Below are 18,312 nucleotides of genomic sequence, written 5' to 3' on the forward strand. Positions count from 1 at the left end.
GCCTAGGACAATGGCCGCCATGGCTGCCAGCAGACCGATGACCGCGGTTGACGCGCAGATGTTCTGGATGTCGGCCGTCGTACCCAGTGATCAGCTGGTGCTGTACGCCTTCGACGGATCGCCAGAGTCGCCGCAGATCGCCGTCGACGAACTACGCCGGCGCGCCCAGGCGTGCGACGAACTGCGGATGCGGGTGGTGGACAGCGGCCGGTGGCGATACCCGCGATGGTGCCGCGGAGATGTCGGCGCCGATCAGTTCGTGCTGCACGACACCGGGGGAGTGGACTGGCAAGAGTGCCTGGACACTGCTGCGCGGTTCCGTGGTGACCCGCTGGATCTTCATCGAATGACTTGGCGCGCACACATTTTCCCGCAAGTTGTGGGTGTGCCGGGATGCCGAGGCGGGGGATCGGTGGTCGTCATGCAGACCGGCCACGCCTTCGCCGACGGCACCCGGGGGACCCTGCTCGGCGGGGCGCTGCTCGGCCGGCGACAGCCGGTGCCGGTGCCGTCGTCCGCGCGGCCTGGGTTCCTGCCTGCCCGCGGTGTGGCCGCCGCGCGCACCCATCGCCAACTCGTCCGCGACACCGAGGCCGGGCTGGTGCCGCCTGCCGCTCCGGGCGCTCCGCTGCTCAGCATCAATCAGCGGCCCCGCGCCACACCGGTACTGCGGACGCTGGTGCTCGACCGCGACCAGCTGACCAAACCCACCGTCACCATCGGGGCATTGGCGGTGATCGCCGAGGCGCTCGGTGGGTACCTCGCCGCGCGTGGTGAGGACACCTCGGCGCTGACGGCCGAAGTGACGATGGCCGGACAACAGGTTCCGTTCGGGCACAACAACTTTCGCAATGTCGGGATCCGATTGCACACCGAGGCCGGCCGCGCCCGGCGGGCGGAGCTGATCGCCGCCGAGCTGGCCGCCCAGCGCCTGCGCGGCGAGCATCCGGCGCTGCGAGCCTCGGCCGCCGCGTCGGCCGCCGTTCCCGCGGTGCTGTTGCGCTGGGGTGTGCGGCAATTCGACCCGGACGCGCGGTCGGCGACGGTCACCGGCAACACCGTGGTGTCCAGCGTGAATCGTGGGCCCGCGGATCTGTCCTTCGGCGGCTGTCCGGTCCTGCTGGCCGCCGGGTGGTCGGGGCTCTCGCCGATGATGAGCCTGACCCACGGAGTGCACGGCCTCGGCGACACCATCGCGCTGAGCGTGCACGCCGACCCGGACAACGTGGACGTCGACGACTACCTTGACCGGTTGCGCGTTGCGTTTGGCCGCTGAGGTGTAACGCCGATCGGTGCCGATGCTCTAGGTTTACCTGCGTGACTGCCTACAGTGTCGGACTGCTCATCCTGCGTGTGGTGCTCGGCGTGACGATGGCCGCCCACGGTTACAACAAGTTCTTCGGCGGCGGCCGGATCAAAGGGACCGCCGGCTGGTTCGAGAGCATCGGCATGAAGCCCGGCACCTTTCACGCCCGGGTGGCGGCCAGCACCGAGATGGCTGCCGGCATCGGCCTGGCGCTGGGCTTGCTGACACCGATCCCGGCCGCGGGATTCGTCGCGCTCATGCTCGTTGCGGCGTGGACGGTGCACCGGCACAACGGCTTCTTCATCGTCAAAGAGGGCTGGGAGTACAACCTGGTGCTGGCGGCCGCGGCCGTCGCGATCGCCGCGACCGGCGCGGGCAAGTACAGCCTGGACTATCTGCTGTTCAAGGGCACCAGCGTCTACCCGTGGCTGCACGGGTGGTGCGGATTGCTGATCGCACTGGTGCTCGGCCTGGCCGGCGGCATCGGCCAGCTGGCCATCTTCTACCGCCCGCCCGCCAAGGCCTGACAGTTCCCGTCACGAGCAGACACAAACTCGGGCATTTTTGCCCGAATCCGCCCGAGTTTGTGTCTGCTCGCGGAGAAGTCTCGCCGCGCGGGAATTCGCACCCGTCCGACTAGAACACGTTCTAGTCTTTTTGCCATGGGATTTCTGAAGCAGGAAGTGCCCGTCATCGACTTCGAGACGTGGAGCAAGGGCACCCGCGCGGAGAAGATCAAACCGATGGCACGGCACTGGGCCGAGGTGGGCTTCGGCACGCCGGTCGCCCTGCATCTGTTCTACGTCGTCAAGATCCTGCTCTACGTCTTCGTCGGAGCACTGTTCGGTCTGGCGACCGCGGGCATCGGTGGACTGACCGACATCGGATCGTGGTGGTCGGAGCCGATCGTCTACGAGAAGGCCGTGCTGTACACGATGCTCTTCGAGGTCGTCGGCCTCGGCTGCGGCTTCGGCCCGCTGAACAACCGGTTCTGGCCGCCGATGGGATCGATCATCTATTGGTTGCGCCCCAACACGATCCGGCTGCCACCGTGGCCCAAACTGGTGCCGCTGACCAAGGGCGACAACCGTGGCCCCGTCGACATCGTGCTCTACGGGGCGCTGATCGTGATGATCCTGGTGGCGCTGTTCTCCGACGGCACCGGGCCGGTCCCGGAACTGGGCACCGAGGTGGGTCTGCTGCCGACCTGGCAGATCGCGACAGTCGTGGCGCTGCTGGCGCTGGCCGGTCTGCGCGACAAGGTGATCTTCCTGGCCGCCCGCGGCGAGGTGTACGGCGCGTTCGCGGTGGCCTTCCTGTTCAGCGGCGTCGACATCATCATCGCCGCCAAGCTGGTGTGCATGGCGATCTGGATCGGCGCCGCGACCTCCAAACTGACCCGGCACTTCCCGTTCGTCATCTCCACGATGATGTCCAACAGTCCGGTGGTGCGGCCACGCTTCCTCAAGCGGATGTTCTTCAAGAAGTTCCCCGAAGACCTTCGACCCGGCCCGATGTCGCACACGCTGGCCCACATCAGCACCGCCATCGAGATGGGTATTCCGTTGGCGCTGTTCTTCTCCCACGGCGGGTGGCCGACCACGATCGCGGCCATCGTGATGGTGTGCTTCCACCTCGGCATCCTGTCGGCCATTCCGATGGGTGTTCCGCTGGAGTGGAACGTCTTCATGATCTTCTCGGTGCTGTCCCTGTTCGTCGCGCACGCTCAGATCGGGATCACCGACATCACCAGCCCGTGGCCGATCTTGCTGTTCCTGGCATTGGCGACCACCGTCGTCCTCGGAAACACGGTGCCGCGCAAGGTGTCCTTCCTGCCCGGTATGCGCTACTACGCAGGCAACTGGGACACCACGCTGTGGTGTGTGAAGCCCTCCGCGGAGGCGAAGATCGAGCAGAACCTGGTGACGATCGCCAACATGCCGGCCGCGCAGCTCGAAAAGTTCTACGGCAGTAAGGAAGCCGCGCAGATCCCGCTGTTCATGGGGTACGCGTTCCGCGCCTTCAACACTCACGGCAAGGCGTTGTTCACCCTGGCCCACCGCGCCATGGCCGGTGCGAATGAAGAGGACTACTCGATCACCGACGGCGAGCGCATCTGCAGCATGGCGATCGGCTGGAACTTCGGCGACGGGCACATGCACAACGAACAGTTGATCGCGGCGATGCAGAAGCGCTGTCACTTCGAACCCGGCGAGGTGCGTGTGGTGCTGCTCGACGGCCAGCCGCTGCACCGGCAGCGGCAGGAGTACCGGCTGGTGGATGCCGCGACCGGCGAATTCGAGACCGGTTACGTCAACGTCGCCGACATGGTGAACCGGCAGCCGTGGGACGACACGTTGCCGGTGCACGTGACGTCGGGTACGACTGACCGAACGGTTGGTTGACCCGCTTGACGGTCGTCAAACGGCGTGTGTTTTGATCCAAAGATCACCCCGTCGTAAAGGAGTAGGCCGATGGCTGAAGCGGTAATTGTCGAAGCGGTACGTTCACCAGTCGGGAAGCGCAACGGCGGTCTGTCCGGTGTGCACCCCGCCGAGCTTTCGGCCCAGGTGCTCAACGGTCTGGCCCAGCGCGCCGGCATCGACCCCGAGATCGTCGACGACGTCATCTGGGGCTGTGTCATGCAGGCCGGTGAGCAGGCCCTCGACATCGCGCGGACCGCGGTGCTGACCGCAGGTTGGCCCGAGTCGGTTCCCGGTGTCACCGTCGACCGCCAGTGCGGCTCCAGCCAGCAGTCGGTGCACTTCGCCGCCGCCGGCGTGGTGGCCGGCCACTACGACGTCGTCGTCGCCGGTGGTGTCGAGTCGATGTCGCGCACCCCGATGGGCGCCTCGCTGGCCAACGGCGGAAACCCCTACTCGGCCGGATTCAAGGGCCGCTACGACCGCACCCCCAACCAGGGCATCGGCGCTGAGATGATGGCCACCAAGTGGGGCCTGAGCCGCACCGATCTCGACCAGTTCTCCCTGGACTCGCACGAAAAGGCCGCTGCCGCACAGGACTCCGGCGCCTTCGAGGATCAGATCGTCGGCATCAAGGATGCCGAAGGGAACGTCGTCCTCAAGGACGAGGGCATCCGCCGCGGCACCACCCTGGAGAAGATGGGCCAGCTCAAGCCGGCGTTCTCCGAGGACGGCGTGATCCACGCGGGTAACTCCTCGCAGATCTCCGACGGCTCGGCCGCGCTGCTGTTCATGTCCGCCGAGAAGGCAAAGTCGTTGGGCCTCAAGCCGATCGCCCGCGTGCACACCGCGACGCTGGCCGGCTCTGACCCGGTGATGATGCTGAGTGGCCCGATCCCGGCCACCCAGAAGGCCCTCGCCAAGTCCGGCCTCAGCGTCGACGAGATCGGTGCCTTCGAGGTCAACGAGGCGTTCGCGCCGGTTCCGATGGCCTGGCTCAAGGAGATCGGCGCCGACGAGAAGAAGCTCAACCCCAACGGCGGCGCGATCGCCCTGGGCCACCCGCTCGGCGGCTCCGGTGCACGGCTGATGACCACGCTGCTCTACCACATGCGCGACAACGGAATTCGCTACGGTCTGCAGACCATGTGCGAAGGCGGCGGCCAGGCCAACGCCACCATTCTCGAGCTGCTGTAGTGACCGACGTGCAAGCCCCCGCCGCTCTCGGAGAGCGGCGGGGCAACGTCCTGCTCATCACGATCAACCGGCCGGAGGCGCGCAACGCCGTCAACGGTGCGGTCAGCACCGCCGTAGGTGACCTGCTTGCGCAGGCGCAGGACGACGCCGACGTCTGGGCGGTGGTGATCACCGGTGCCGGCGGCAAATCGTTCTGCGCCGGGGCCGACCTGAAAGCGATCTACAAGCGGGAGAACCTCTTTCACCCGCAACACCCGGAGTGGGGTTTCGCCGGTTACGTCCGGCACTTCATCGACAAGCCCACGATCGCCGCGGTGAACGGCACCGCCCTGGGCGGCGGAACCGAACTGGCCTTGGCCAGCGACCTGGTGATCGCCGAGGAGAGCGCCAAGTTCGGGTTGCCGGAAGTCAAGCGCGGCCTGGTCGCCGCGGCGGGTGGTGTGTTCCGCATCGTCGAGCAGTTGCCCCGCAAGGTGGCCATGCAGTTGCTGTTCACCGGTGAACCGATCACCTCTGCCGAGGCGCTCAAGTGGGGCCTGATCAACGACGTCGTGCCCGACGGCACCGTCGTCGACGCGGCTTTGGCTCTGGCGCAACGCATCACCGTCAACGCGCCGCTGGCCGTGCAGGCCAGTAAGCGCGTCGCGGTCGGTGTCGACGACGGGACCGTCACCGCGGACGAAGCCGGCTGGACTCGCACCATGCGCGAGATCGGCCCGCTGATGAAGTCCGAGGACGCCAAGGAAGGCCCGCTGGCCTTCGCCGAAAAGCGCCAGCCGGTCTGGAAGGCGCGCTGACCTAGTTAGGCCGTCGCGGGCTTGGTCGTCGTCGGCGTGGCCGACGTCGACTCGGCCGGCGACGACGTCGTCGTGGTGGTCGGCGTCGTGCTGGTGGTGCTGGTCGCCGTATTGGGTTCGGGCGCATCGGCCGGGCTGAGCACGGTGTCGATCATGTAGATGTACGCGCCGCGAGCGGTGTAGCCGCACACCAGCTTCGCGGTGTCGTTGACCTTGATGTCGCCGCCCTTGCCGGTCACGTTCACCGGGCTGCCCTGCTGCGTCGGCATCTTGCCGTGCAGATCATCGGGGCCCAGGTAGCCCAGCACCAGGTGGTAGTACAGCGTGGACGTCAGTGCGGCCGGGTCGCTCTTCAGCTGCTCCAGCGTCGCCTCGTCGAGCTTGGCGAAAGCGTCGTTGGTCGGCGCGAACACCACGTACGGGCCGCCGTCGATGACGCTGTCGATGTTGACGGCCGGGTTGAGGCCACCGGAGATCGCCGCGCTGAACGTGCTCAGGTCCGGGTTCGCGGCGATGGCCGCGGTCGCGGGCTGGTTGCCCATGCTGGTGAACGAACCGGAGCCGCTCGGGATGCGGTTCTTGTACGCGTCGCAGCCGGAGCCCTGTGGATCGGGCAGCTGGCTCATGCTCGGCACCGGGATCTCCGACGTGGTCGGGGCCGCCGGGGTGGTGGTGGTCGGCGTCGGATCTGCGTAGGCCTGAACGGCCGTCGGGATCGCGATGGCGATGGCGGCCAACCCTGCGGCGACGCCAAGGGACTTGGTACGAATGCTCACTTCGGCTCCTTTTGAGTCTCTAGTGGAGTCGGCGAAACGCGGGTCCCCGTTACCGCTGCGCCCCGACGAATCGTACTGGCAGCAAAGCTTCAGTCTCAAAACGGCTGATGAAGCTGCAGTTCAGAGCGCTGCCCGGCGCACCCGCCAGCACAGCAGCGCGGCGAGCACGCACAGTCCCGCCGCGAGGTAGAAGGCCAGGTCGTAGCTGCCCTGCACGTCGCGAAGCCGGCCCGCCCCGGCGGCCGCCACAGCCCGCCGACCTGATGGGGCTACCAAGGTCTTTCCGGGCTCCTGAACGCGTCTGCCTACGATGTCGGCCATGGCCGAACCACTGATCATGTCCGTTGGCGGGCACAGCCCCGAACTGCACGCCGAATCCTGGGTCGCACCCAACGCGGCGGTGATCGGCCAGGTGCGGCTCGCCGCGCGGGCCAGCGTCTGGTACTCGGCGACCTTGCGGGCCGAGGCCGAATGGATCGACGTCGGCGAGGGCAGCAACATCCAGGACGGCTCCACCGTGCACGTCGACCCGGGCTTCCCGGTGAAGATCGGTGCGGGCGTGACGGTCGGGCACAACGCCGTGCTGCACGGCTGCACGGTCGAGGACGGTTCGCTGGTCGGGATGGGCTCGATCGTGCTCAACGGCGCCGTGATCGGTGCGGGGTCGATCGTGGCCGCCGGCGCGGTGGTTCCGCAGGGCATGATGGTGCCGCCGCGATCCCTGGTGGCCGGTGTTCCCGCCAAGGTGCGCCGCGACCTGTCCGACGCCGAACTGGACGGCAATCGGATGAACGCCGCGGTCTACGAGCACCTCATCGACCTGCACCACGACTCCGCGTAGCGGCCGGCGGGATCGATCTCACACCGTGGTCAGGTTTGCGCCGCGGCAAGACTGCCGATAAGTCCTAGCGTGGACTCGAAGCGGATCCTGGTCACCGGTGCCACCGGATACGTCGGTTCCCGGCTGGTGGCGCGGCTGCTCGACGACGGTCACGAGGTCGTCGCCGCGACCCGCAACCCGGAGAAACTCGGCCGGTTCGGCTGGTGTGACCGGGTGACGGCCGTCGTCTTCGATGCCGACGACCCGACCTCGGTCGAGACAGCGCTCGCCGTCTCCGGACACATCGACGTCCTCTACTACCTGGTGCACGCCATCGGCCAGCCCGGCTTCCGCGAGCGCGACAATGCAGGCGCGGCGAACGTGGGCAGAGCGGCGGCTGCTGCCGGCGTGGGGCGCATCGTGTACCTCGGCGGGTTCGTGCCCGACGACGACACGTTGTCCGAGCATCTGGCCGGCCGGGCCGAGGTCGCCGCGGCGCTGGACGTCGACGGCGGCGCCGAACTGGTCTGGCTCGGAGCGGCGGTCATCATCGGCGCGGGCTCGACGTCGTTCGAGATGGTCCGCTATGTCGGCGACCGGTTCTGGGTGATTCCGCTACCGCCGTGGGCCGACCACGACATCGAACCCATTTCGATCAGCGACGTGCTGTACTACCTGCTGGCCGCGGCCGACCCCGCAGTGGTGCCGGCGGGGTCGTACGACATCGTCGGGCCCGACGTCGTGACCTACGGCGAGCTGTTGCAGACCTACATCGAGGCCGCCGGTGAACTGCGGGCCGGGCTGCCGGTGCGCGATATCGTGCCGCAGGCGATCGTCGGCCGAGTGGCCGGCGCGGCAGTACCGGTGCCCAGCGGATTGGCCGCCGATCTCATCGAATCGCTGGACCATCCGATGACGGCCTCGGACACTGTCTTACGTGATCATGTCCCGGACCCGCCCGGTGGACTCACCACCATCGAAGACGCCGTCGCCGCCGCGGTGGCCAGCCCGCCGCCCTGTCCGGTCGACCGACTGGCCGACCCGCATCACCTGGCTGACAGCGATCCGATCTGGGCAGGCGGGGATGCGCTGCGACTGCGGCGGATGGCTGCCACGGTGACGCCCGGGGTGGCGCGCCCCGCGCTGAGACTGCTGGACTCGGTGCCCGGCCCGCTGGCCGGCGCGCTGCGGACCGGCCTGGACCTAGTGCTGGCGAAAGTTCGCCTGTTATGACGATGTTGGCTGAACTTCGGTCGGTGGCGTCCAATGTTGCTGTACCACATCAGGAGTGGCCGTCCGCGATCCGCCGGCGGCGCATCGCGGTGTGCGTGGTGCTGGTTCTCGGTGCGCTGCTGCTCGGCTTGTCGCTGACCCGCAGGCCCGGCGATGCGGCGTTCTACTGGCTGACGATGGCGCTGGCGGCGACGTGGGCCTTCGGTGCGCGGGCGTCCGGCCCGGTGCACCTGGGGTGCATCCGCTGGCGCGGGCGAAACCAGCGCCCGGTCATCACCGGGCTCGCGATCGGATTGCTGCTCGGCGGCATTTTTGTGCTCGGCGGTCTGGTGACCCGTGAGATACCGCCGGTGGCCGAGGCCATCACCCGTGTGCTGGAGTACGCCAACCACGGCAGCCTGCTGCTGATCGTGGTGATCACCCTGGTGAACGGTCTGGCCGAGGAAATGTTCTTCCGCGGCGCGCTGTACACCGCGCTGGGCGCCTTCCACCCGGTGGTGATCTCGACGGTGCTCTACACCATCGCGACGTGTGCCAGCGGCAACTGGATGCTCGGCTTCGCCGCGATCATCCTCGGCACCGTGTGCGCCCTGGAACGCCGAGCCACCGGCGGAGTGCTGGCACCGGTGCTGACCCACGTGGTCTGGGGTCTGATCATGGTGCTGGCACTGCCGCCGATGTTCGGCATCTGGCACTAGGCCAGCGGGTGGGCGATCTCGTCGCGCGGCATGCGCGCCGCGACGAGCGCGACCGCGGCCAGCAGCACCGGCGCGATACCGGTCACCGCGAAGATGAGCTCCACCGGAACCACTTTCGACAGCGGGCCCGCGACCGCCATCGACACCGGCATGAACGCCAGCGAGACGAAGAAGTCCAGACTCGACACCCGGCCCAGCATCTCCGGCGGTACCCGCCTCTGCAGCAGCGTGCCCCAGATGACCATGCCCGCGCCGTCGGTGAGGCCGACGACGAACAGCGCGATCACCATCACCGGCAGCGACGACGTCGCGCCGACGAGCACCAGCGGCAGTGAGCCCGCGCCCCACATCGTCATCATCACCGTGAGGTAGCGCCGCGGCAGCCGACGCGAGGACACCGCCAGCGCGCCCAGGGCACTGCCCAGCCCGAACGAGGCGAGCATCAGGCCGTATACCTGCTCGCCGTGGGCGAACCGGTTGTGGGCGATGAACGGCAGCAGCACCTCGATCGGACCCATCGCCAAGAACACCCAGGTGCAGGCGAACAGCAGCGTCCAGCGCAACCATCGGGTGTGCAGGACGAACCGCAGACCCTCCCTGAGATCGGTGAGGACGTGCGGCTTCTCGCGCTCGACGGTCATCACGATGTGTGAGCCATGCCCTGGCCGCATGGACACCAGCAGGGTCAGCGCGACCGCGAACAGCGCAGCCACCGTGACCGAACCCAGGGCGGGGAAGGTGATCCCGATCAGCACACCGGCCGCTGCCGGGCCGATGGCCTGTTGCAGGGTGGGCCGGATCGCGCCTTCGACACCGTTGGCGGCCAGCAGCTGCTCTGCCGGCAGGATGCGCGGCAGGTAGGCGCTGTAGGCCGGGAAGAAGAAGGCGGCGCCGATACCGAGAACCGCTGCCGCAGTTGCCATGTGCCACAGATGCAGCTCGCCGAGCATGCCGAGGACGGCGACGGCGCCGGTGGCGGCGAGGTTGGTGACTTCGACCGCGATGATGATGGCGCGCTGCGGTACCCGGTCGGCGACGATGCCGCCGACGAGGATGAAGGCCAGCATGCCGGCAGCAAGGCAGGCCGCGACCAGAGACAACGCGGCCGGGTCGTCGGCGAGGGCGATGACTTGAAGCGCCATCACGACGGTCCACATACCTTCGGCGAACAGCGAAATCGACATTGCCGCGATGAGCAGCCGGAATTCGCGGTACCGGAACGGTGCGAGCACGCGCCAGCGCCCGGTGGGTTTCACCGGCTCGATGTCGTAGTGCGTACTCATGCCGTCGATGGTCGCTGACCGGCGCAGGCCACGTCCACCGATTTTCGGGTCAGCCGAACAGGTCGTCGATCGAGGGTGCGGGGCGGCCGGCGAGTTTGTAACTCACCCACTGGTTCAACGAGATTCCCTGCTCGGCGGCCTCGACCACCAGTCGTTCGTGCAGCACGGGCGAGGGGCGCACCGCGAACTTGCCGCTGTAGCGGTGGTCGGTCAACGACTCCGGCGGGTCCATCCCGATCTCGGCCAGTTCGTGGAGTTCCTGGGCGATCAGCTTCTCGACACGCTCGATCGCTTCATGGGGTGTGAGGGCCGTCGCGTACCGGCCTTTGAACTCCAGACAGAGTCCGAGGTACTGGCAGTAGTCGTCAGACCATTCGGCGCGGTAGGTGTAGTTCGGCATCGCCCCATGATGGCCAGGCGCTCCGACAATTCCGGGGCCGGTGGCGGCTGGGCGCCGCGTGGTGAGTGGCTTTCCCAGAGTGGTATTGCCCCGCCGGCTCGGCTAGTCGTCGGTGAACGTCGGCGAGCGGTGTTCCTGGAATGCCCGGGTGCCCTCGCGGAAGTCCTTGGAGCCCAACAGAACCAGCTGGCCTTCGCTTTCGCGGCCGATCGCCGGTTCGAGTTCGGTGAGCGTCGCGGCGTTGATCGCCTGCTTGGTCTTGCGCAGCGCGATCGCGGGACCGGATACCAGCTTGTCGAGCACCGCCGCCACGCCGGCCTCCAGCTCGTCGGCCGGATACACCTCACTGACCAGACCGAAGCCGAACGCGTCGGCTGCCGAAATTCGTTCGGCCAGAAGCGCCATCTTCATGGCGCGGGCCCGCCCGATCGAGGCGGCCACCAGCGCCGACGCGCCGCCGTCGGGCATCAGGCCGATCTTGGTGAACGCCAGCAGGAAAAACGCCTTCTCCGAAGCCAATACGATGTCGCAGGCCAGCGCGAGCGACACCCCGACCCCGGCCGCTGGCCCGTGCACCACCGACACCACCGGCTTGGGCAGGTTCACGATCGCGCGCACCGCGCGATTCGCCTCCTGCAGAACCTCGTCCGGGGTGTCCGGGCGGCGGTTCGACTGATCCTCGGCGCTGATGCCCGCACCGGAGCTGAACCCGCGTCCCGCCCCACCGAGTCGCACGGCCCGGACCGCCGCGTCGTCGGCCGCATGCTCGAGAACGTCGGCCAGCGTGCGGAGCATGATCGCGTTCAGCGAGTTCAGGCTGTCCGGCCGGTTCAGCGTCACCGACAACACTCCGCTGTCGAGCGACACGGTCAGTTCCGGCACACCGGTGTAGGCGTCGATGGTCGTCATGGCTGCACCTTAGCCCCGGCGGGGGCGCAGCCCACGACGGGTCGGGCCAGGTGTAAATAGTTAAAGCGGCGATCAATCAACTGGAGGGTAGACAACCTATGGCCGGACCACTGCACGGCTTGCGAGTCATCGAATTGGCGGGCATCGGCCCCGGTCCGCATGCCGCGATGATCCTCGGTGACCTGGGCGCCGACGTCGTCCGCATCGACCGGCTCGGCAAGGGCACCGGCACCCCCAGCAACGACTACCTGCTGCGCAACCGTCGCTCGGTCGGCGCCAACCTCAAGGATCCGAACGACCGCGACATGGTCCTGGGTCTGATCGCGAAGGCCGACGTCCTCATCGAGGGATTCCGTCCCGGTGTCACCGAACGACTCGGGCTCGGACCGGAGGACTGCGCCAAGGTCAACGAGCGCCTGATCTACGGCCGTATGACCGGGTGGGGCCAGGACGGGCCGCGCAGTCAGCAGGCCGGCCACGACATCAACTACATCTCGCTCAACGGCTTGCTGCACGCCGTCGGCCGGGTCAACGAACGTCCCGTCCCGCCGCTGAACCTGGCCGGTGACTTCGGCGGCGGCTCGATGTTCCTGCTGGTCGGCATCCTGTCCGCGCTGTGGGAGCGGGAGCGTTCCGGCAAGGGGCAGGTCATCGACGCGGCGATGGTCGACGGCTCCAGCGTGCTGGCCCAGATGATGTGGGCGTTCCGCCACATGGGCATGTGGAGCGACGAGCGCGGCACCAACATGCTCGACACCGGTGCGCCCTACTACGACACCTACGAGTGTTCCGACGGACGGTACGTCGCGGTCGGCGCGATCGAGCCGCAGTTCTACGCCGAACTGATCGAGAAGCTCGGTCTCAAAGACGCCGACCTGCCCGACCAGAACGACATCACCCGTTGGCCGGAACTGCGTGCGGTGCTCACCGACACCTTCGGCAAGCACGACCGGGACCACTGGGCCACGGTGTTCGCCGGAAGCGACGCCTGCTGCACGCCGGTGCTGTCATTCGCCGAGGTCGACACCGAACCGCACAACACCGAGCGCAACACCTTCTACACCGAAGCGGGCTCGACGTTCCCGGCCCCCGCCCCCCGGTTCTCCCGGACCGGGCTCGACACCCCGGCCGCACCCGGCATACCGGGAGCCGACAACGAGGCCGTCCTACGCGACTGGGTATAGTCCCCAACCAACCAGTAGGTCGAGCTAACTGAGTATCTGAAAGGAAACCATTCGTGGAGATCAAGGACGCCGTAGCCGTCGTCACCGGCGGTGCCTCAGGACTGGGCCTGGCCACCACAAAGCGGCTGCTCGACGCGGGCGCCTCAGTGGTCGTCATCGACCTCAAGGGTGAAGACGTCGTCGCCGAGCTGGGGGAGCGCGCCAAGTTCGTGGCGGCCAACGTCACCGACGAAGAGGCCGTCACCAAGGCGCTCGACATCGCCGAGTCCCTCGGCCCGGTGCGTATCAACGTCAACTGCGCCGGCATCGGCAACGCCATCAAGACCCTGGGCAAGGACGGGCCCTTTCCGCTGGACGGCTTCAAGAAGGTCGTCGAGGTCAACCTGATCGGCACGTTCAACGTGCTGCGCCTGGCCGCCGAGCGGATCGCCAAGACCGAACCGCTCAAGGGTGAAGAGCGCGGCGTCATCATCAACACCGCCTCGGTCGCGGCCTTCGACGGCCAGATCGGGCAGGCCGCCTACTCGGCGTCCAAGGGCGGTGTGGTCGGTATGACCCTGCCGATCGCACGCGACCTGTCGCGCAGCCTGATCCGGGTGTGCACCATCGCCCCGGGCCTGTTCAAGACCCCGCTGCTGGGTTCGCTGCCCGAAGAGGCGCAGCGCTCGCTCGGCCAGCAGGTGCCGCACCCGGCCCGCCTCGGCGATCCCGACGAGTACGGCGCGCTGGCCGTGCACATCGTCGAGAACCCGATGCTCAACGGTGAGGTGATCCGTCTGGACGGCGCCATCCGGATGGCCCCGCGATGAGCCTGAAGACCAAGTTCACCGAGACCTTCGGTGTCGAGCACCCGATCGCCCAGGGCGGTATGCAGTGGGTCGGTCGCGCGGAACTCGTTGCCGCCGTTGCCAATGCGGGCGGGCTCGGATTCATCACCGCGCTCACGCAGCCGACGCCGGCTGATCTGGCCAAGGAGATCGCCCGCACCCGGGACATGACCGACAAGCCGTTCGGGGTGAACCTGACGATCCTGCCGGCCATCAACCCGCCGCCCTACGACGAGTACCGCCAGGTGATCGTCGACGCGGGCATCAAGATCGTCGAGACCGCCGGATCCAACCCGGCGCCGCACCTGCCGATGTTCCACGACAACGGCATCAAGGTGCTGCACAAGTGCACGTCGGTGCGGCATGCGGTGAAGGCTCAGAGCCTGGGGGTCGACGGCATCAGCATCGACGGGTTCGAGTGTGCCGGACACCCCGGTGAAGACGACGTCCCGGGCCTGGTGCTGATCCCGGCCGCCGCCGAGAAGATCGAGATCCCGATGATCGCCTCGGGCGGTTTCGCCGATTCCCGCGGCCTGGTGGCCGCGCTGGCGCTGGGTGCCGACGGCATCAACATGGGTTCACGGTTCATGTGCACGGTCGAGTCCTGCATCCACCAGAACGTCAAGGAAGCGATCGTGGCCGGCGACGAGCGCGGCACCGAGCTGATCTTCCGCAGCCTGCACAACACCGCCCGGGTGGCCTCCAACGTCGTCTCCCGCGAGGTCGTGGAGATCCTCAAGGGCGGCGGGCAGTTCGAAGACGTCAAGGATCTGGTGGCCGGCGTGCGCGGCCGCAAGGTGTTCGACGACGGTGACATCGATGCCGGCATCTGGACCGTCGGCACCGCGATGGGCTTGATCAACGACATCCCGACCTGTGGCGAGCTGATCTCCCGGATCGTCTCCGAAGCCGAAGAGATCATCAGTGGTCGGCTGGCCGGAATGATCGAGAGCCAAGACGCAAAAGTGCCCGCCTGATCCCAGGCGGGCACCACCCACATCAAAGCTCCGGACGGCGCGTCACCGCATCAGCGGTGGGGCGCCGTTTGGCGCTGCGCGCTAGCTCGCGTTGGCGAGCGGGGGCTTGTCCTCGAACTGCTCGGAGGTGTCACCCTCCACGAGGAAGTCGCCGTGATACAGCGCATCGAAATCGATTTTGATGACATCGGCACTGGTGTCGTCGATCCACATACCCAGGACTCTATGAGCCGCCATTAAGGAATCGTTGAGCCCCGATTCGGAGTTTCCTGGCAATTGTTACTCACGAGTCAGGTCGTGCCTTACTCAAAAGTCAGGTTGGTCACACGTGGAGCCAAAAACCGCCTACGACTAGGGTGGCTCTGAGCAGGGAGGACATCACAGATATGTCACAGCAGACCGTCGACCACCCGTTTTTCGCCCGCTTCTGGACAGTGCTGTCCGCCCATGAGTCACACGCCATGCGCAGGCTCCGCCGAGAGAATCTCGCGGACCTGCACGGGCGTGTCCTGGAGGTCGGTGCGGGCACCGGAAGCAACTTCGAGTTCTACCCCGACACGGTGACCGAAGTCGTCGCGCTCGAGCCCGAAACCCGCCTCGCGCCACTGGCCAAACACGCCGCGGCGGCCGCCCCGATTCCGGTCACCGTCATCGAATCGACCGTCGAGACCATGCCGGCCACCGAACCCTTCGACGCGGTGGTGTGCTCGCTGGTGCTGTGCTCGGTCGCCGACCCCGACGGGGTGCTGCGGCAGCTCAACTCCGTGCTGAAGCCGGGCGGCGAACTGCGCTACTTCGAGCACATCGCCGAAGGCGGATGGCGCGGTCAAGTGCAGCGGGTGGCCGACGCGACGATCTGGCCGCGGTTCGCCGGCAACTGTCACACCCACCGCGACACCGAGCGCGCGATCTCCGGGGCCGGATTCGTCATCGAGACCGCGCGTCGTGAGGCGCAGTTCCCGGCCTGGGTGCCCCTGCCCGTGCACGAGGTCGCACTGGGCCGGGCGACGAAGAACTAGTTCTTCAACAATTCGGGCAACTGCTGCAGCAGGGTCGGCAGCGCGGTGCTGGCCGACTCGCGGATCGTGAGCGTCGCATTCGTCGACAGCGGAGTCGGCTCGGGATTGACCTCCACGACGACGGCTCCGCGGGCCAACGCCAGATCCGGCAGGCCCGCCGCCGGGTAGACGATCCCAGACGTGCCGACCACCACCAGGACGTCGGAGGTCGCCACCGCTTCGACGGCGGCCTGCCACGGCTCGTCGGGCAGCTGTTCGCCGAACCAGACGATCCCGGGTCGGACCAGTCCGCCGCATTCGCAGTGCGGCGGCATCTTCTCCAGCTCGGGCTCGGGCATGTCCGGCAGCGGACCGTGGTAGCGCGAACCGCAGGTGTCGCACCAGAACTCGAACAGGCTGCCGTGCAGGTGGTGCACCGGGTTGCTGCCCGCCCGCTCATGCAGATTGTCGACATTCTGGGTGATCACCGAAACCTCGGCGTAGTCCTGCCAGGCCGCCACCGCGCGGTGCCCGTCGTTGGGCTCGACCTGTTGCACGAGGTGATGCCGCCACAGGTACCAGGCCCACACCCGTTCGGGGTGGTTCTGCCAACCGTCTGTGCTCGACAGTTCGTAGGGGTCGTACTTGGCCCACAAACCGGTCTTGTCGTCGCGGAACGTCGGCACGCCGCTCTCGGCGGAGATCCCCGCCCCGCTCAGTACCGCGATACGCACATCCCCCAAAATAGGGCACTGACATACCTGTCACACCCAGGGACGGAGGATTGTTCTGCTTGATGGTGTTTGGGCGGTAATACCTCGCGTTGGCCCTATCGTTGTCGATTATGTTGACGTGTGCGCTAGCAGGGTCGGCGTATGCCGCCACTTGACCGAGAGACATCGCGCGCGGAGGCCGGTTCGTGCACGTGGGAGAAGGCTGAAACATATGCGGAGCAGCGGGCCGCATTGGAAAACGAACGCAACCCAGCGACTGCAGATGACCCCACACCGTGGGAGGTCACAGCGCTCGAGTTTTTCGACGCCCTGATCGAAGCCGCGTCCGAACCGGGGGGCCTTGGTCCCGGGGACTACGACGCTCCGATGGGCCGCGACCTGCAGCACCGAATCAACAAGCCATGGATCGGCGAGTTCAAAACGCGTGGGATTTCACGGCCTGAAGAGGGCGGTCGGCGGCAGTACCGCCTTTACTTCTCTGAGCCAGACATCGAACGACTACTACTCAAGGCGTTTCTGGGCCATAAAACAATGCGTGAGATGACTGACGTGGTGGGCGACACTAGTCACCCGAAATCATCGGCCAAGCAGACCAAACACATCGGTTACGCGATGGATGTAACGGTTGGCTGGTGCAAGCAAAGAAAAGTGAGTTATCGCACGTCATAGCCCTGGGTTTGCAGCATGTGCAACACTTCGGGTGACGTGTCAGAGGAGGTATCGACGATGCCCATATCCATTAAGCGGCTCGCGGCGCGGCGCTCGGCCCGCGCTGAGGTTGCGTTCAAGCGGGATCTCGTCGCCGCGCGCGAGGTCGCGGGGCTATCCCAGCGCGACCTCGCCACCCTCATGGGTGTCGACCACTCGACGGTCTCGCGCATCGAGCGGCTGGACAGCGACCCCAAGTTGTCCACACTGCGCGAGTACCTGACGCAGTGCGAAGCCGCGCTCGATGTCCAGGTCGTGGCACGTCGGGAGCTGGAAGCCGAGCATCGCGAACGCCACCATCGGATGGTCGTCAAGGCGTTCCGCATTGATGCTGTTCTCCCGCCGGATGACGCGGAAGTGGTCCATGTGCCGTCACCGCAGTTGGTTCGGTGGTGACACTCTCTGCGCGGGTAGCGAACTTCGGGGTGCGATGGCACCAGCGCGCCGTGGTGCGCCGTTGGCCTGACGCGGGGAAAGCCGCATTCGAAATTGCGATTTCGGGAAACTCGGTAGGCCCAGACGGGGTCAACTCTGCGCTGGCGATTGAATTGGATGTCGCCACAGTCGACGGCAAGCATCAAGTCGGGATGCGGGGAGCGGTGAAGATCGACGATGAGCACTTGCTCGCCCTCGTTGACGCCGAGATCCGGGTGTCAATCGACAGGGAGCCTCCTACCGATGACGAACTGATCGATTTGGCCCGGGGGTGGGGTCACGATTACCTGATGGGCTATCTCGGAGTGGGCCTTAGTGATTCGGCGGCGCAGGTCGGGATCTTGAATGTCGGACTACCCCCCAGCTACGTGTTACAGCCCAGTCACGAGTCCGCAGCCGAACTCGTAGCCGCTGCCCGATCACGGGCAGCGGCGAAAGCTGATGCTGAGTCCAGGTAACGGCCTGGGGGTCGGTGCCGTGCCGCAATGGATATGAGTTAGGTGCAGACGTGACGAAGGATGGCGAACCCAAGCGGTCCACCCCGATTACCGATCGGGTCTGCTGCACGATCAGGTGACAGTTTCGGTCACGCGGCCTGACTGGCCGG

At 66.9% G+C, this 18,312-nt stretch carries 21 protein-coding genes; 14 read left to right on the forward strand and 7 right to left on the reverse strand.

Annotated features, from left to right (window positions below; translation table 11 throughout):
- Window positions 1-19 precede the first annotated feature (19 nt).
- From CRM90_RS23785 to CRM90_RS23805, 5 genes are all read left to right on the forward strand, one after another.
- Window positions 20-1,276 (forward strand): WS/DGAT domain-containing protein, encoded by a 1,257-nt coding sequence (locus CRM90_RS23785; RefSeq protein ID WP_233209482.1) that lies wholly within the window; start codon window positions 20-22, stop codon window positions 1,274-1,276.
- A gap of 41 nt (window positions 1,277-1,317) precedes the next feature.
- On the forward strand, window positions 1,318-1,833 hold the full coding sequence (locus tag CRM90_RS23790; protein ID WP_102809392.1) for a DoxX family protein: 516 nt from the start codon (window positions 1,318-1,320) through the stop codon (window positions 1,831-1,833).
- 135 nt (window positions 1,834-1,968) lie between these two features.
- Window positions 1,969-3,711, forward strand: a complete 1,743-nt coding sequence (locus CRM90_RS23795) for a DUF3556 domain-containing protein (RefSeq protein ID WP_102809393.1) — start codon at window positions 1,969-1,971, stop codon at window positions 3,709-3,711.
- A 69-nt stretch (window positions 3,712-3,780) separates the two neighbouring features.
- Window positions 3,781-4,926 (forward strand): thiolase family protein, encoded by a 1,146-nt coding sequence (locus tag CRM90_RS23800; protein WP_102809394.1) that lies wholly within the window; start codon window positions 3,781-3,783, stop codon window positions 4,924-4,926.
- Complete coding sequence (locus tag CRM90_RS23805) at window positions 4,926-5,723, forward strand: crotonase/enoyl-CoA hydratase family protein (protein WP_102809395.1); 798 nt, start codon at window positions 4,926-4,928, stop codon at window positions 5,721-5,723. The genes CRM90_RS23800 and CRM90_RS23805 overlap by 1 nt, the downstream gene beginning before the upstream one ends.
- 5 nt (window positions 5,724-5,728) lie before the next feature.
- Here CRM90_RS23805 and CRM90_RS23810 read toward each other — a convergent pair whose 3' ends face one another.
- Window positions 5,729-6,499 carry a fasciclin domain-containing protein gene (locus CRM90_RS23810; protein ID WP_102809396.1) on the reverse strand — a complete coding sequence of 257 codons (771 nt, stop codon included), beginning with the start codon at window positions 6,497-6,499 and terminating at the stop codon, window positions 5,729-5,731.
- 120 nt (window positions 6,500-6,619) lie between these two features.
- The gene (locus tag CRM90_RS23815; protein ID WP_502693312.1) at window positions 6,620-6,820 is read right to left on the reverse strand and encodes a hypothetical protein; all 201 of its coding nucleotides are present in this window, start codon (window positions 6,818-6,820) and stop codon (window positions 6,620-6,622) included.
- On the opposite strand from CRM90_RS23815, the gene CRM90_RS23820 reads away from it, so the two are divergent.
- From CRM90_RS23820 to CRM90_RS23830, 3 genes are all read left to right on the forward strand, one after another.
- Window positions 6,819-7,340, forward strand: coding sequence for a gamma carbonic anhydrase family protein (locus tag CRM90_RS23820; protein ID WP_083121189.1), 522 nt, complete (start codon window positions 6,819-6,821; stop codon window positions 7,338-7,340). The two genes, CRM90_RS23815 and CRM90_RS23820, sit on opposite strands and share 2 nt — an antisense overlap.
- 69 nt (window positions 7,341-7,409) lie before the next feature.
- Window positions 7,410-8,552 (forward strand): NAD(P)H-binding protein, encoded by a 1,143-nt coding sequence (locus CRM90_RS23825; RefSeq protein ID WP_102809397.1) that lies wholly within the window; start codon window positions 7,410-7,412, stop codon window positions 8,550-8,552.
- Entirely contained in the window at window positions 8,549-9,250 is a 702-nt protein-coding gene (locus tag CRM90_RS23830; RefSeq protein WP_102809398.1) for a CPBP family intramembrane glutamic endopeptidase, read from the forward strand. Before CRM90_RS23825 ends, CRM90_RS23830 begins: the two co-directional genes overlap by 4 nt.
- Here the strand turns inward: CRM90_RS23830 and tet(V) are convergent.
- The 3 genes from tet(V) to CRM90_RS23845 all read right to left on the reverse strand — a co-directional run bounded on the left by tet(V) (window position 9,247) and on the right by CRM90_RS23845 (window position 11,842).
- Complete coding sequence (tet(V), locus tag CRM90_RS23835; protein ID WP_102809399.1) at window positions 9,247-10,533, reverse strand: tetracycline efflux MFS transporter Tet(V); 1,287 nt, start codon at window positions 10,531-10,533, stop codon at window positions 9,247-9,249. The two genes, CRM90_RS23830 and tet(V), sit on opposite strands and share 4 nt — an antisense overlap.
- A gap of 49 nt (window positions 10,534-10,582) precedes the next feature.
- Window positions 10,583-10,933 (reverse strand): type II toxin-antitoxin system HicB family antitoxin, encoded by a 351-nt coding sequence (locus CRM90_RS23840; RefSeq protein WP_102809400.1) that lies wholly within the window; start codon window positions 10,931-10,933, stop codon window positions 10,583-10,585.
- Window positions 10,934-11,035: 102 nt separating this feature from the next.
- Window positions 11,036-11,842: an enoyl-CoA hydratase gene (locus CRM90_RS23845; RefSeq protein ID WP_102809401.1), complete on the reverse strand. Its 807-nt coding sequence runs from the start codon at window positions 11,840-11,842 to the stop codon at window positions 11,036-11,038.
- Between the two features lie 98 nt (window positions 11,843-11,940).
- On the opposite strand from CRM90_RS23845, the gene CRM90_RS23850 reads away from it, so the two are divergent.
- From CRM90_RS23850 to CRM90_RS23860, 3 genes are read left to right on the forward strand one after another with little or no spacing between them, the layout of a single operon-like run.
- Window positions 11,941-13,026 carry a CaiB/BaiF CoA transferase family protein gene (locus tag CRM90_RS23850; protein ID WP_102809402.1) on the forward strand — a complete coding sequence of 362 codons (1,086 nt, stop codon included), beginning with the start codon at window positions 11,941-11,943 and terminating at the stop codon, window positions 13,024-13,026.
- Between the two features lie 53 nt (window positions 13,027-13,079).
- Window positions 13,080-13,835, forward strand: coding sequence for a 3-hydroxyacyl-CoA dehydrogenase (locus tag CRM90_RS23855; protein WP_102809403.1), 756 nt, complete (start codon window positions 13,080-13,082; stop codon window positions 13,833-13,835).
- Entirely contained in the window at window positions 13,832-14,830 is a 999-nt protein-coding gene (locus CRM90_RS23860) for an NAD(P)H-dependent flavin oxidoreductase (RefSeq protein ID WP_102809404.1), read from the forward strand. The genes CRM90_RS23855 and CRM90_RS23860 overlap by 4 nt, the downstream gene beginning before the upstream one ends.
- Window positions 14,831-14,911: 81 nt before the next feature.
- Here CRM90_RS23860 and CRM90_RS31365 read toward each other — a convergent pair whose 3' ends face one another.
- Window positions 14,912-15,043: a hypothetical protein gene (locus CRM90_RS31365; protein WP_096312721.1), complete on the reverse strand. Its 132-nt coding sequence runs from the start codon at window positions 15,041-15,043 to the stop codon at window positions 14,912-14,914.
- Between the two features lie 173 nt (window positions 15,044-15,216).
- On the opposite strand from CRM90_RS31365, the gene CRM90_RS23870 reads away from it, so the two are divergent.
- On the forward strand, window positions 15,217-15,849 hold the full coding sequence (locus CRM90_RS23870; protein ID WP_102809405.1) for a class I SAM-dependent methyltransferase: 633 nt from the start codon (window positions 15,217-15,219) through the stop codon (window positions 15,847-15,849).
- Here CRM90_RS23870 and CRM90_RS23875 read toward each other — a convergent pair.
- Entirely contained in the window at window positions 15,846-16,562 is a 717-nt protein-coding gene (locus CRM90_RS23875) for an NAD-dependent deacylase (protein ID WP_102809406.1), read from the reverse strand. The genes CRM90_RS23870 and CRM90_RS23875 overlap by 4 nt on opposite strands.
- A 141-nt stretch (window positions 16,563-16,703) precedes the next feature.
- Between CRM90_RS23875 and CRM90_RS23880 the strand changes: the two genes are divergently transcribed.
- Together CRM90_RS23880 and CRM90_RS23885 are read left to right on the forward strand one after the other, a co-directional pair.
- A complete protein-coding gene (locus CRM90_RS23880; RefSeq protein ID WP_102809407.1) occupies window positions 16,704-17,231 on the forward strand; it encodes a hypothetical protein in 528 nt (175 codons plus the stop codon).
- A gap of 57 nt (window positions 17,232-17,288) precedes the next feature.
- Window positions 17,289-17,666, forward strand: a complete 378-nt coding sequence (locus CRM90_RS23885; RefSeq protein WP_158249051.1) for a helix-turn-helix domain-containing protein — start codon at window positions 17,289-17,291, stop codon at window positions 17,664-17,666.
- Window positions 17,667-18,312: the final 646 nt, after the last annotated feature.

This window comes from Mycobacterium sp. ENV421 (assembly GCF_002887815.1).
In the GTDB taxonomy this organism is placed as follows: Bacteria; Actinomycetota; Actinomycetes; order Mycobacteriales; family Mycobacteriaceae; genus Mycobacterium.

Excerpts from the sequence above, each read along its gene's own strand:
- CRM90_RS23850 (WP_102809402.1), top strand. The coding sequence starts at position 11,941 with ATGGCCGGACCACTGCACGGCTTGCGAGTCATCGAATTGGCGGGCATC.
- CRM90_RS23840 (WP_102809400.1), bottom strand. The coding sequence starts at position 10,933 with ATGCCGAACTACACCTACCGCGCCGAATGGTCTGACGACTACTGCCAG.
- CRM90_RS23845 (WP_102809401.1), bottom strand. The coding sequence starts at position 11,842 with ATGACGACCATCGACGCCTACACCGGTGTGCCGGAACTGACCGTGTCG.
- CRM90_RS23860 (WP_102809404.1), top strand. The coding sequence starts at position 13,832 with ATGAGCCTGAAGACCAAGTTCACCGAGACCTTCGGTGTCGAGCACCCG.
- CRM90_RS23830 (WP_102809398.1), top strand. The coding sequence starts at position 8,549 with ATGACGATGTTGGCTGAACTTCGGTCGGTGGCGTCCAATGTTGCTGTA.
- CRM90_RS23820 (WP_083121189.1), top strand. The coding sequence starts at position 6,819 with ATGGCCGAACCACTGATCATGTCCGTTGGCGGGCACAGCCCCGAACTG.
- CRM90_RS23880 (WP_102809407.1), top strand. The coding sequence starts at position 16,704 with ATGCCGCCACTTGACCGAGAGACATCGCGCGCGGAGGCCGGTTCGTGC.
- CRM90_RS23785 (WP_233209482.1), top strand. The coding sequence starts at position 20 with ATGGCTGCCAGCAGACCGATGACCGCGGTTGACGCGCAGATGTTCTGG.
- CRM90_RS23870 (WP_102809405.1), top strand. The coding sequence starts at position 15,217 with ATGTCACAGCAGACCGTCGACCACCCGTTTTTCGCCCGCTTCTGGACA.
- CRM90_RS23800 (WP_102809394.1), top strand. The coding sequence starts at position 3,781 with ATGGCTGAAGCGGTAATTGTCGAAGCGGTACGTTCACCAGTCGGGAAG.
- CRM90_RS31365 (WP_096312721.1), bottom strand. The coding sequence starts at position 15,043 with ATGTGGATCGACGACACCAGTGCCGATGTCATCAAAATCGATTTCGAT.
- CRM90_RS23815 (WP_502693312.1), bottom strand. The coding sequence starts at position 6,820 with ATGGCCGACATCGTAGGCAGACGCGTTCAGGAGCCCGGAAAGACCTTG.
- CRM90_RS23885 (WP_158249051.1), top strand. The coding sequence starts at position 17,289 with ATGCCCATATCCATTAAGCGGCTCGCGGCGCGGCGCTCGGCCCGCGCT.
- CRM90_RS23795 (WP_102809393.1), top strand. The coding sequence starts at position 1,969 with ATGGGATTTCTGAAGCAGGAAGTGCCCGTCATCGACTTCGAGACGTGG.